This window comes from Sneathiella chungangensis, assembly GCF_009882935.1.
Taxonomy (GTDB): domain Bacteria; phylum Pseudomonadota; class Alphaproteobacteria; order Sneathiellales; family Sneathiellaceae; genus Sneathiella; species Sneathiella chungangensis.
In genome coordinates, this window is the sequence record NZ_WTVA01000001.1 from 84,120 (window position 1) to 96,619 (window position 12,500).

At 58.7% G+C, this 12,500-nt stretch carries 14 protein-coding genes; 10 read left to right on the plus strand and 4 right to left on the minus strand.

Annotation, left to right across the window (positions count from 1 at the left end; all coding sequences use genetic code 11):
* Nucleotides 1-6 precede the first annotated feature (6 nt).
* The 8 genes from GQF03_RS00425 (at nt 7) to GQF03_RS00460 (ending at nt 7,108) form a co-directional block, all read left to right on the plus strand.
* Nucleotides 7-1,242: a Zn-dependent hydrolase gene (locus GQF03_RS00425; RefSeq protein ID WP_161337216.1), complete on the plus strand. Its 1,236-nt coding sequence runs from the start codon at nt 7-9 to the stop codon at nt 1,240-1,242.
* Nucleotides 1,235-2,029, plus strand: a complete 795-nt coding sequence (locus GQF03_RS00430) for an ABC transporter ATP-binding protein (RefSeq protein ID WP_161337217.1) — start codon at nt 1,235-1,237, stop codon at nt 2,027-2,029. The genes GQF03_RS00425 and GQF03_RS00430 overlap by 8 nt, the downstream gene beginning before the upstream one ends.
* Nucleotides 2,022-2,939 (plus strand): ABC transporter permease, encoded by a 918-nt coding sequence (locus tag GQF03_RS00435; RefSeq protein WP_161337218.1) that lies wholly within the window; start codon nt 2,022-2,024, stop codon nt 2,937-2,939. Before GQF03_RS00430 ends, GQF03_RS00435 begins: the two co-directional genes overlap by 8 nt.
* On the plus strand, nt 2,936-4,087 hold the full coding sequence (locus tag GQF03_RS00440) for an ABC transporter permease (RefSeq protein ID WP_161337219.1): 1,152 nt from the start codon (nt 2,936-2,938) through the stop codon (nt 4,085-4,087). The genes GQF03_RS00435 and GQF03_RS00440 overlap by 4 nt, the downstream gene beginning before the upstream one ends.
* 63 nt (nt 4,088-4,150) lie before the next feature.
* Nucleotides 4,151-5,143, plus strand: coding sequence for an ABC transporter substrate-binding protein (locus GQF03_RS00445; protein WP_161337220.1), 993 nt, complete (start codon nt 4,151-4,153; stop codon nt 5,141-5,143).
* A gap of 179 nt (nt 5,144-5,322) precedes the next feature.
* Nucleotides 5,323-5,919: a TetR/AcrR family transcriptional regulator gene (locus GQF03_RS00450; protein WP_161337221.1), complete on the plus strand. Its 597-nt coding sequence runs from the start codon at nt 5,323-5,325 to the stop codon at nt 5,917-5,919.
* A 62-nt stretch (nt 5,920-5,981) separates the two neighbouring features.
* The gene (locus tag GQF03_RS00455) at nt 5,982-6,269 is read left to right on the plus strand and encodes a YciI family protein (protein ID WP_161337222.1); all 288 of its coding nucleotides are present in this window, start codon (nt 5,982-5,984) and stop codon (nt 6,267-6,269) included.
* Nucleotides 6,270-6,436: 167 nt separating this feature from the next.
* On the plus strand, nt 6,437-7,108 hold the full coding sequence (locus GQF03_RS00460) for an ureidoglycolate lyase (RefSeq protein ID WP_206376053.1): 672 nt from the start codon (nt 6,437-6,439) through the stop codon (nt 7,106-7,108).
* Between the two features lie 29 nt (nt 7,109-7,137).
* Here the strand turns inward: GQF03_RS00460 and GQF03_RS00465 are convergent, their stop codons facing one another.
* The 3 genes from GQF03_RS00465 to hydA all read right to left on the minus strand — a co-directional run bounded on the left by GQF03_RS00465 (nt 7,138) and on the right by hydA (nt 9,596).
* Nucleotides 7,138-7,545: a DUF2000 family protein gene (locus GQF03_RS00465; RefSeq protein ID WP_161337223.1), complete on the minus strand. Its 408-nt coding sequence runs from the start codon at nt 7,543-7,545 to the stop codon at nt 7,138-7,140.
* Nucleotides 7,538-7,981, minus strand: a complete 444-nt coding sequence (locus GQF03_RS00470; protein WP_161337224.1) for a MarR family winged helix-turn-helix transcriptional regulator — start codon at nt 7,979-7,981, stop codon at nt 7,538-7,540. Before GQF03_RS00470 ends, GQF03_RS00465 begins: the two co-directional genes overlap by 8 nt.
* Nucleotides 7,982-8,138: 157 nt before the next feature.
* Complete coding sequence (gene hydA, locus GQF03_RS00475) at nt 8,139-9,596, minus strand: dihydropyrimidinase (RefSeq protein ID WP_161337225.1); 1,458 nt, start codon at nt 9,594-9,596, stop codon at nt 8,139-8,141.
* 151 nt (nt 9,597-9,747) lie between these two features.
* Between hydA and GQF03_RS00480 the strand changes: the two genes are divergently transcribed.
* Complete coding sequence (locus GQF03_RS00480; protein WP_161337226.1) at nt 9,748-10,620, plus strand: nitrilase-related carbon-nitrogen hydrolase; 873 nt, start codon at nt 9,748-9,750, stop codon at nt 10,618-10,620.
* Nucleotide 10,621: 1 nt separating this feature from the next.
* Here GQF03_RS00480 and GQF03_RS00485 read toward each other — a convergent pair whose 3' ends face one another.
* Nucleotides 10,622-11,509, minus strand: a complete 888-nt coding sequence (locus GQF03_RS00485; RefSeq protein WP_161337227.1) for a DMT family transporter — start codon at nt 11,507-11,509, stop codon at nt 10,622-10,624.
* Between the two features lie 192 nt (nt 11,510-11,701).
* On the opposite strand from GQF03_RS00485, the gene GQF03_RS00490 reads away from it, so the two are divergent.
* Nucleotides 11,702-12,481 (plus strand): 2OG-Fe(II) oxygenase, encoded by a 780-nt coding sequence (locus GQF03_RS00490; RefSeq protein ID WP_174238714.1) that lies wholly within the window; start codon nt 11,702-11,704, stop codon nt 12,479-12,481.
* Nucleotides 12,482-12,500: the final 19 nt, after the last annotated feature.

A 12,500-nucleotide genomic window follows, 5' to 3' on the forward strand; every position in this document is an offset into this window, starting at 1 on the left:
AAACCGATGCAGAACATGAATGTCAAAGGCGACCGCCTGTGGGACAGCCTTATGGAAATGGCGAAGATCGGCGCGACCGAGAAGGGGGGCTGCTGCCGCCTCGCGCTCACCGATCTCGATAAAGAGGGACGCGATCTTTTCTCAAATTGGTGCAAGGAGGCGGGCTGCACCATAAAAGTCGATAAAATGGGCAATATCTTTGCCCGCCGCGCCGGAACGCGGGACGATCTGCCGCCGGTGATGATGGGCTCGCATCTCGACACCCAGCCGACGGGCGGGAAATACGACGGGGTGTTCGGCGTGCTGGCGGGTCTGGAAGTTCTCCGCACCCTCAATGATTTCGATGTGAAGACCGAGCATCCGGTGGAGGTTGCGGTCTGGACGAACGAGGAAGGCTCCCGCTTTGCGCCGGCCATGGTTGCCTCCGGCGTTTTTGCCGGCGTCTTCGATCTCGACTACGGGCTATCCCGCGCCGATCTCGACGGCAAGACCATGGGCGAGGAGTTGAAGCGCATCGGCTATGCCGGAACGGAAGAGGTCGGCGGCCGCGAGATCAAGGCCTTTTTCGAGGCGCATATCGAGCAGGGCCCGATCCTTGAGCATGAGGAGAAGACCATCGGCGTCGTCATGGGCGCACAAGGTCAACGCTGGTACGAAATCACCATCACCGGGCAGGAGGCCCATGCCGGGCCGACCCCGATGGCGCGGCGCAAAGACGCCCTCGTCGCCGCCTCCAAAATCATCACCGAGGTCAACCGCATCGGCCTCGATAACCAGCCCTTCGCCTGTGCCACCGTCGGCCTCATCCAGTCAAGCCCGAATTCGCGCAACACCATTCCAGGCAAGGTCTTCTTCACCGTCGATTTCCGCCATCCGAAGGACGAGATCCTCAGCAAGATGGACGCGGAGCTCCGCGCCTTCGCCGAGAAAACCGCCTCCGAGGGCGGCTTCGAGATGGCGTTCGAGGAAATCTGGTACTCCCCGCCGGTCGAGTTCGACAAAGACTGCGTGAATGCGGTCCGCAAGGGCGCGGAGATTGCCGGTTTCTCCCATATGGATATCATTTCCGGCGCCGGGCACGATGCCTGCTATATCTCCCGCGTCGCGCCGACGGGCATGATCTTCGTGCCTTGCGAGAACGGCATCAGCCATAACGAGGAAGAGGAAGCGACCCCTGAAGATCTTGCCGCCGGATGCAACGTCCTGCTGCACGCGATTGTGGAGCGGGCCAACATTGTCTGAGGCGAGTTCAAAAGCGGTGATCGAGATCGAGAACCTCGATCTTGTCTTCCAGACGGCGGATACGCCTGTACATGCCCTTGCAGATATCGACCTGACGGTCAATGCGGGCGATTTCGTCTCCTTCATCGGCCCGTCGGGCTGCGGCAAGACGACCCTGATGCGGGTGATTGCCGATCTCGAAAAGCCGACGGGCGGGCATATCTCGGTCAACGGCATGACACCGGAGGAGGCGCGGCAGAAACGCGCCTATGGCTATGTGTTTCAGGCCCCGGCGCTCTATCCCTGGCGGACGGTGGAGAAGAATATCAGGCTGCCGCTCGAGATCATGGGCCTCAGCGGAGACGAGCAAAAGGCGCGGGCGGCGCGCAACCTCGCCATGGTCAATCTTGAAGGATTCGAGAAGAAATTTCCCTGGCAGCTCTCGGGCGGCATGCAGCAGCGGGTCTCCATCGCCCGGGCGCTCTCGGTGGAGCCGGATTTGTTGCTGATGGACGAGCCCTTCGGCGCGCTTGACGAAATTACCCGCGACCATCTGAATGAACAGCTTCTCAATCTCTGGGATACGACGAAGAAGACGGTCATTTTCGTGACCCATTCGATCCCGGAGGCGGTGTTCCTCTCCTCCAAGATCGTGGTGATGAGCCCGCGGCCCGGCAAGATCATCGATATCATCGAGAGCAGCCTGCCGCGGGTGCGCAATCTCGATATCCGCGAGACGCCGGAGTTTCTGGAAATTTCCCACCGCGTGCGCGAGGGGCTGAGATCGGGGCACAGCTACGATGACTGACGCCGTCCAGCCACAAGTGATACCGAGCTGGCGCCGTCTTTATGATGGCAAGGTCATCCCCGTCGCAACGGTCTTGATCGCCCTCCTCATCCTGTGGCTTGCGGGCGCGGTCTATATGAATTCGCCGCAGCTGATCGACCAGTACAAGCGGGGAAACGTTGAATGGACCTTCGGCAAGCTGGTCCGGGATTCCTGGTCGATGGAGCGGCCGATCCTGCCGGCCCCGCAGCAGATTGTCGTGGAGCTGGACAAGACCGTTCTGGATAAGAAAATCACGTCGAAGCGCAGCCTCGTCTATCATGCCTGGGTGACGCTGTCCTCGACCTTGCTGGGCTTCGCCTTCGGCACGATACTCGGCATCCTGCTGGCCGTCGGCATCGTCCATATCCAGACGCTCGACCGCAGCCTGATGCCCTGGATCATCGCATCGCAAACCGTGCCGATCCTCGCCATCGCGCCGATGATCATCGTTGTCCTCGGCAACATTGGCCTCACCGGACTGGTGCCGAAGGCGCTTATCTCCATGTATCTCTGCTTCTTCCCGATCACCATCGGCATGGTGAAGGGCTTAAGATCGCCGGATGTGCTGCAGCTTGACCTCATGAAAACCTACAGCGCGAGCGCGGCGCAGGTGTTCTGGAAGCTCCGCATTCCCGCTTCGATCCCGTTTCTCTTTACCAGCCTCAAGGTCGCCATCGCCATCAGCCTGGTCGGCGCCATCGTCGCGGAACTGCCGACCGGCGCCATCGAGGGGTTGGGCGCGCGGCTTCTTGCCGGGTCCTACTATGGCCAGACAATCCAGATCTGGTCGGCGCTGACCGTCGCCTCGCTCCTCGGCATGCTGCTGGTCTGGGCCGTGGCCCTCTCCGAAAAGCTGGTTCTCTCGCGGATGGGAGGGCAGGCGGCATGAAAAAGCATGATTATGTGCTGATCGAATTCCTGTTCCTCACCGTCGTCTCCTTCGCCGTTCCGGTGGGGCAGGTGGAGGGCGTCTCCGTTTACTGGTGGTTTGACAGCGCTGCGCTGATTCTGGTTCTGGCCTCCCTCGGCATCGGATTTTTCCATCTTGTCCGCGGGCGCGATGGCCTCGCGGCCGGGCTTCTGGTCGCGCTCGGGACGGTGCTCGGCACGCTCGCGCCGCTTCAACTGATCGGCAGCATTGAGACAGGGGAGATTCTCAACCTCGGCTACCGGGTGTTCCTGGTCGCGCCGGGCCTGTGGATTTACGTGATCGCCCTCGGCCTGCTGGCCTGGCGCGCCATGACCCTGCTGTCGAAGGTGGCGGACGGCAACCGCCTGATTGCGCTTGCGATCCCGGCGCTGTTCGGTGTCTGGCTGCTCTATCTCTGGCAGGTGATTACCACGGGGCTTGGCATCCCCTCCGTTCTCCTGCCGTCGCCGGGTCAGATCGGCGATGCGATTTCGAATAATGGATCGACCCTCTATGCGGATTTCTACCAGACGGTGGTGAAATCGGTGCTGTCGGGCTTCGCCTTTGGTTGCGGATCGGGGTTCCTTGTCGCCGTCCTCGTCGACCGCGTGCCCTTCATGCAGCGCGGGCTGTTGCCGCTGGGCTCGCTGGTCAGCGCCGTGCCCATCGTCGGCATCGCGCCGATCATGGTCATGTGGTTCGGCTTTGATTGGGAATCGAAGGCCGCCGTTATCGTCGTCATGACCTTCTTCCCGATGCTGATCAACACCCTCGCCGGGCTGCAGGCGACCAGCCATATCGAGAAGGACCTCATGCGCTCCTATGCCGCGAGCTACTGGCAGACGCTGCTGTTCCTGCGCCTGCCGAACGCCATGCCGTTTATTTTCAACGCCCTAAAGATAAATTCGACGCTCGCCATGATCGGTGCGATTGTGGCGGAGTTCTTCGGCACCCCCATCGTCGGCATGGGCTTTCGCATCTCGACGGAGGTTGGACGGATGAATGTCGATATTGTTTGGGCCACCATTGCGGTCGCCGCCGTCGTCGGATCGCTGTTTTACGGAATTCTCGCCCTGCTGGAGCGCCGCGTGACCTTCTGGCACGCGTCCTACAGGCGGGCGAAATAGAATGAGTCCCCATTACCATGTATGTTTGAATGCTTTACTTCAAAAAGGGAGAGGAAGAACAGGATGAAAAAACTAACCTTACTACTCGCGGCCTCGGCCATGAGCCTTGCCGCCTATACGGCCTCGGCCGCCGATGAGCTGACCTTGCAGCTGAAATGGGTCACCCAGGCCCAGTTCGCCGGTTATTATGTCGCCAAGGACAAGGGCTTCTATGATGAAGTCGATCTCGACGTCACCATCAAGCCGGGCGGACCGGACGTCGCACCGGCGCAGGTGATTGCCGGGGGCGGGGCCGATGTCGTGGTTGACTGGATGCCCGCCGCACTTGCAACGCGCGAGAAGGGCGTGCCGCTCGTGAATATTTCGCAAGTCTTCTCCCGCTCCGGCATGATGCTGACCTGCCGCAAGGACATGGGCGTCGAAACGCCCGAGGATTTCAAGGGCAAGACCCTTGGCGTCTGGTTCTTCGGGAATGAATATCCGTTCCTGTCCTGGATGGATAAGCTGAAATACAAGACCGAAGGCGCCGATGCGGACATCAAGGTCCTGAAGCAGGGCTTCAACGTCGATCCGCTGCTGCAGAAGCAGGCGGCCTGCGTTTCCACCATGACCTACAACGAATACTGGCAGGTCATCGATGGCGGGCTGACACCGGCGGAACTGACGGTCTTCCCTTATGAAGATCAGGGCGTTGCCACCCTCGAAGATGGTCTTTATGTCATGGAAAAAAGCCTTGAAGACGAGGCGATGAAAGACAAGCTGGCCCGCTTCATCAAGGCATCGATGAAGGGCTGGAAATATGCCATCGAAAATACGGATGAGGCCGCGGAAATCGTGCTCGAAAATGACGCGACCGGTGCCCAGACCGAAAAGCATCAGAAGCGGATGATGGCGGAAATCGCCAAGCTGATTGACACGGAAAACCTCGGCAAGCTGAACGAGGAATCCTACAATCGCACGGTCAATATCCTGCTGGCGGGCGATTCAAAACTCGTCATCTCCAAGGAGCCGGAAGGCGCCTTCACCCAGGAAATCTGGGAACGCGCCCAGAAATAACCTGACCGCGAGGCTATACGAAAAGGGAAGGGAAACCTTCCCTTTTTTTGTTGCGTTGAGCGCCTGTCGGTTTCATGTCCCGAACCAACGAATTTTCCCGTTTTCTTATGCTTGACGATTTAGGACAAATGTCCTATTCATTGCTCTAGGACAAACGACCTAATTAGCGGTATGAGGCGATGAAAGAAGTGACGACAAGGGATCAGATAGTGGCTGTTGCCGATCAGATGTTCTATCAGCAGGGCTATGAAAACACCTCATTCGCCGACATTGCGAATGCGATCGGAATCTCGCGAGGGAACTTTTACTACCACTTCAAAACCAAGGACGACATCCTTGAAGCCGTCATTGACCGGCGTTTGCAGGACCGCAAGGACATGGTGGCGCAATGGGACGCTGATGAGGAAAGCCCCGAAATCCGTATCTGCAAATTTATTGATATTCTGATTGTGAACGGGGAGAAGATCAAGAAATTCGGCTGCCCCATCGGCACGCTGAGCAGTGAACTCGCCAAACTCAATCATCCCAACCAAGACGGCGCGAATGCGCTCTTCGGCCTGTTTCAGGCCTGGCTCCGGTGCCAGTTCGTGGCTCTTGGCCGGGAAGACGATGCCGACTATCTGGCGGCGCATCTTCTTGCCCGAAGTCAAGGCGTTGCGATGCTGGCGAATGCTTTTCAGGATGATGAGTTCATCAGGCGGGAAGTCGAACAGATGCACGGCTGGGTCGCCGCTCAGGCAGCCCTGCCGGGCCGTGGGGCAACAGGAAATTGCTGATCTGAAACCATATTCGGCGGCAGTCGGACCACGCATACAGCTTACTTCAGGGAGAAACAAAAATGTTCATCATTCTGCTTAAATTTTCGGAGAAAAGAGAACAGGCGACCGCCTTCATGGACGCGCATAAGGCCTGGATCAAACGCGGCCTTGAAGACGGGGTGTTTCTCTTGATTGGCAGCCTGCAGCCGAACGCCGGCGGGGCGATACTGGCGCATAATGCATCGCGTGATGAAATTCAGCACCGCGTCGATACTGATCCCTTCGTTGAAGAAAATGTCGTCACGGCGGAAGTGCTGGAATTCACGCCGGCGATGGCTGACGACCGGGTGAAATTCCTGGTCGGCTGATGGATCTTCGCACGTGACGTTGCAGGCAAGCCAGGCGGCGTGAGGCCGGAAAAAAATCATTGCCGAAAATAGCCCGCTGGCCGGGCGTGATCCGAAAAGGGACGGGAGACCTTCCCTTTTTTTTGTGGCTGTGGCTTAATTGGGGAAAATATCCAAGGAAATGCACCATGCTCTCCTCCAATACCGTCAAGTCGCCCGATTTTCTCAATCCGGATATTCCGGAGGATCTGCCGCATCTCGACATGCCCGTGATCATCGCGACGGACGCGGCGTTGAAAGGCTATGGCCGGCTCGTCACCGATTACGAGAATTTCCCGGTCGAGATCGTCACCTGGCCGACCTCCACGGGGGCGCGCCCGGTCGATGAGGGCACCGGGAACCAGGGCGGCACGGTCGACGGAATTTTCGAATTCTGGTGGGAAGGCGATGTGCTCTGGGGTCGCAACAACGCGGTGAAGGACACCTATATCCTCGGCTGGTCCGTGAGCCCGGAAAAGGCGGACCGCAAGATGGCGACGCGGGAGCAGGACCAGGTGCTGCTCTGGCATGCGAACTATCATCCCGACGGCGGGCAGCTGTTCTATTCGCTGGACGGAACGCCCTTCATGGTGCCCCTCGCGCTGCCCGGTGACGATGTGCAGCCGGAGGATTTCGTCGCCTTCTATTGCGACGGCACGAAGGGCCTCTATATCCATCCCAATATCTGGCATGAGGGCGTCTTTCCCATCCGCGAGAAGGGCCGCTTCTACGACCGGCAGGGCAAGGTGCACGCCCGCGTTTCCGTCAATTTCGCCGAGGAATTCGGCCTGCTCCTCCGTGTGCCTTTAAAAACGCCGTAACCGGTGCCGGCAAATATCGCCGGATGAAATCAGCCGTGCATCTTTGCGCCCTTGGTGATCTTGTCGACGATCTTCTTCTCTGCCCGCAAGGCGAGGCCGACGACATTTTCCTCGTCCGGGCCATGCTGGCGAAAGACCGCGCGATTGGCTTCGTCATGGCCGGTCGCAAACATTTCCTCGATATAGACGGCGGTATCGATTCCCCGGTCGCGGGCGCGGTTTCGCGCATTGCGAAGGACATTCGCCGCCCCCGTCAGGACAATGACCGGCTGAATTGAAAGGCCCATATGGTCATGCCCTTCGGCATCGACATAGCGCTCCCCGATAAGGTCCGGCGTCGCATTGGTGATGCCGCTCATCAGGAAAGCAGTGACATTCAGCTTTTGCCAGACCGCAAGATCCTCCCGCACCATTATGGCAATCTTCGTATCAAACATGCGCCGTTTTTCCTTTTGTCGGCTGAAATGCGGCAAGCCGCTTCAACAGGTCCCAAAGTTTATCCGCATCCTCTCCAAAGGCGTTGGCCACCTCGGCATTGAGGTGATCCATCTGGGCCTGCAATTCACCGATAAGAGCCGCGCCCGTGGGCGTCAGGAACAAGCGGTTCGCCCGCCTGTCGGAGGCATCGGGACGACGCTCCAGCATGTCAATGCGGCAAAGCCGGTCAATGACGCCTGTGATCGTCGCGCTGTCGATAAGCAGATAGGCCGTAAGGTCCGACGCTTTCCGTCCCGGCGCCTCCCAGACCGCCTGAAGGACGGCAAATTGGATGGGCGTGATGTCATGCTGGCCCAATCGCGAACGGGAGTGTCTGGCGATATTCTGCGCCGCCTTGCCCGACAGGAAACTGATACAGCTTTCAATGGATTCCATCCCGGAATCTCCTTTTATCTAGTGTACGTATATTTAGTATACAAGATAAATATATCTGTCCAGACCGTTTTGCCCCGTCAACCGGCTGGAATTCGTAAAAAAAGGCCCCGGCGCCGGAGCACCGAGACCTTTTCCAGGAGAAGCCCGGGAGGAATGATTATTCGGCGGCCTCCGCGGTGCGGGAGACCTTGCGAGGCGCCGTTTCCTTGCGGCGTTTTTCGAGCGCGCCGAAATGCGTGTTGAAGGTCGGGCGCTTGATATAGCGACCCGCGCCCTTGACCACATTGAGCTGACCGTCCTTGAAGACGACCTTGCCCTGGCTGATCGTATGGCTCGGGCTGCCCTTCACTTCCATGCCTTCAAAGATATTGAAATCGATATTCTGGTGATGGGTTTTGGCCGAGATGGTGCGCGTCATTTCCGGATCCCACACCACGATGTCGGCATCGGCGCCGACGGAGAGCGAGCCTTTGCGCGGATGGATATTGAAGATCTGCGCGGCGTTGGTGGAGGTGACCTTGACAAATTCGTTCATGGTCAGCTTGCCGGAATTCACCCCGTGATGCCAGAGCACCGCCATGCGATCCTCAACGCCGGAGGTACCGTTCGGGATCAGGGTGAAGTTATCGCGCCCGGCCGCCTTCTGCGGCGCGCAGAAGCAACAGTGATCGGTCGCCGTGGTTTGCAGGTTCCCCGATTGCAGCCCGCGCCAGAGCGCCCGCTGATGATCCTTCGGACGGAAGGGCGGGCTCATCACATGGGCGGCGGCATATTCGAAATCGTCGTTGTAATAGACGCTGTCATCGATCAGCAGATGCCCGGCGAGACATTCCCCGAAGACCCGCTGACCCTCCAGCCGGGCGCGGGTGATGGCTTCGAGCGATTCCTTGCAGGAAACATGAACGATATAGACCGGCGTTTGCAGGACCTGCGCCGTCCGGATGGCGCGGTTGGCGGCTTCGCCCTCAACTTCCGGCGGGCGCGACTGCGGATGCCCTTCCGGTCCGGTGATGCCTTTCGCCAGCATTTCCTGTTGCAGGTAATAGACCATCTCGCCGTTTTCCGCATGGACGGTGGCCATCGCGCCCAGTTCGCGGCAGCGTGCGAAGCTGGCCAGCATCATCTCGTCGGAGACCATGATGGCGTTCTTGTAGGCCATGAAATGCTTGAAAGAATTCACGCCCTCTTTCTCGGCGAGGATGCCCATGTCCCGATGCACCGTATCGTCCCACCAGGTGATGGCGACATGAAAACTGTAGTCGGAAACGGATTTCTCCGCCCAGCCGCGCCATTTCTGGTACGCGTCCATGAGTGGTTCTTCAGGATCGGGGATGACAAAGTCGATGATCTGCGTCGTCCCGCCCGCGAGCGCGGCGGCGGTACCGGTCTCGAAATCCTCCGACGCGACGGTGCCCATGAAGGGCAGCTGCATATGGGTATGCGGATCGATTCCGCCCGGCATCACATATTGCCCGCCGGCGTCGACAACCTCGGCGTTCGACGGCGCCTCCAGATCGTTACCGATGGCCTTGATCACGCCGTCATCGCACAGAATATCAGCCCGGAAGGTGGTTTCGGAGGTAACGACGGTGCCCCCGCGTATGAAAGTCGACATATTCATCTCCTCGTCCTGCAGGTATTTTTTCGTAGCCTGATTTTGACGGTATTTTAGCTTTGCCTTTTCAAAATTGATAGTTAAAATCCTGACCAAACGGTCAAAAAATGCAAAAAATTTGATCCCATTCCGCGGATAAAGGAGACGATCGATGACAACGGTACGGGCAGGGCTAATCCAGATGGGCCTCAAGGGCAACACGGACATGAGCCCGGAGCAAATTCGCGATAAAATGATCGAGGCGCATATCCCCCTGATCGAGGAGGCGGGCAAGAAGGGCGTGCAGGTGCTCTCCTTTCAGGAGGTGTTCACGCAACCTTATTTCTGCCCCTCGCAAGATTCCAAATGGTACGCGGCGACGGAAAGCATTCCGGACGGCCCCACCGTCAAGCTGATGCAGGACTATGCGAAGAAGCATAACATGGTCATCGTCGTGCCGATCTATGAGCAGGAAAAGACCGGCATTTACTATAATACCGCCGCCGTCATCGATGCGGACGGAAAATATCTTGGCAAGTACCGCAAGACCCACATCCCGCAGGTCGCCGGTTTCTGGGAGAAATTCTTCTTCCGCCCCGGTAATTCCGGCTGGCCGGTGTTCCAGACCGCCTATTGCAAGCTTGGCGTCTATATCTGTTATGACCGGCATTTCCCGGAAGGCTGGCGGGCGCTTGCGCTGAACGGCGCGGAATATATCGTCAACCCGTCGGCGACCGTGAAGGGCGTCAGCCAGTATCTGTGGGAGCTCGAACAACCCGCCTCGGCGGTGGCGAACGGCGTCTATATCGGCGCGACCAACCGGGTCGGCACCGAGGCCCCCTGGAATATCGGGGAGTTTTACGGATCCTCCTATGTGGTCAATCCGCGCGGCGAGATCATCGCCCAGGCCTCCGAGGATAAAGATGAGCTGGTCGTCGCCGACATGGATATGGACATGATCAAGGAGATCCGCGACAACTGGCAGTTCTTCCGCGACCGCCGCCCGGAAATGTACGGCGACCTCGCCGATATCGGAACGAGCTAACTCAGGCCTTTTTGATCTGGTTCTCCCGGTAGAGGATATAGAGGCCGCTGGCGACGATGATGACGGCGCCGAGGATGGTGAAATTGTCCGGGAAATTGCCGAAGACGAAATAGCCGAAGACGGCCATCCAGATCAATTGCGTATATTGGAACGGCGCGACGGTCGAGGCCGCCGTGTAATCGAACGCCTTGATGATAATGAAATGGCTGAAGCCGCCGATAAAGCCGATCACCCCGAGGATCAGCCAGCCGTGCAAATCCGGCATCACCCAGAAGAAGGGCACGACGGCGCTCATGACGACGGTACCGACGAGGGCGGAATAGGTGATGGTGGTGACAGGATCATCGATGCCGGAGAGGAACCGCGTGGAAATCTGATAGAGCGAATAGAAAATCGATGTGCCGATGACCAGGAACAGGGCCGGATGAATTTCCAGCATGCCGGGCCTGAGCACGATCATCGCCCCGCCAAAGCCGATGGCGACCGCCACCCATCGCCGGACGTTGACTTTCTCCTTGAGCAGAATGACGGAAAAGATGATGACGAAGAGCGGCGCCGTCGCCCCGAGGGCCGCCGCATCGGCGAGCGGCACATATTTCACCGCCGTAAAGAAACTGACGGTGGCCAGCAGCAGGAAGATGGAGCGGATAAGCTGCATCTTCAGCGCCTTCGTCCGGATCAGCCGCGTGCCATGCTTGGGTAGCAGGATCGCCGCCATCAGCACCGTATGAAAGAAATAGCGCGCCCAGACGACCTGCACCGGCGGATAGGTCTCGTTCGCATATTTGACGATGGTGTCCATGACCGCGAAGAAGAAAATCGCGGAACAGAAGAGGAAGATGCCTTTGTAGGAGAAGCTGGAATCGGCGGGCGTCGATGTTGCGGACATTGGGTTCCTTGATCGCTTTTTTTATTTTTGAGGTTGAACCCCTGATTGCTTTCAACGATCCTCCCTATAGGGTGTAATGTCAAGTATTCCGACGGCAACCGTATTCAGGCTGGCGGCCGCCGGGAGGCGCGCAAGTCGCCGCATTTTCCAAAGATGGCGCGGCTTTACGCGGATTTCACGGAGGAGAGAGAAATGAATCTGGCAGATATTGTGGATTTTGACCACCATCCGCTCGAGGATGCCGGCTTTCGCGCCGCCTGCCGGAAGCGGCTGAATGACGACGGCGTGCTGGTCCTGCCGGAATTCGCGACGCCAGCGGCGATCGCGGCCATTCAGGCCGAAGGGGAGGTCCATCGCGACAAGGTCTATGCGAAACGCGAGGAGCATACGGTCTATCTCAGCGCCGTCGATCCGTCCTTTCCCCCTGATCATACCCGCAACCGGATGGTCATTTCTTCCAAGGGCTGCATCACCGATGACCAGTTGCCAGAGGGTTCCCCGCTCAAGACCCTGTATGATGCGCCGGAATTTCGTGATTTTCTCTGCGATATCCTGGGGGAGGAGACGCTGTACGACTATGCCGACCCGCTCTCCTCGGTCAATCTGCATTATGCGGAGACGGGGCAGGAACTCGGCTGGCATTTCGATAATTCCTCCTTCGCGATCACTTTGATGGTGCAGCCCGCAACAAGCGGCGGGGAGTTTGAATATGTCACGGCGCTTCGCGATGCTGATGCGGGCGATATGAATTACGACGGCGTCGCCGATGTGCTGGACGGGCGGACGCCAGTGAAGCGGCTCGCCCTCGATGCCGGGGCGCTTGTCCTGTTTCGCGGTCGCAATGCCCTGCACCGGGTGACGCCAAACGCGGGAACGCGCACCCGCCTGCTGGCCGTCCTTGCCTATAACACGGAACCGGGGATCGCCCTTTCGACGGAAGCGCAGATGACCTTCTACGGCCGCACCGCCTGAGATTAGCGGGAATAATTGT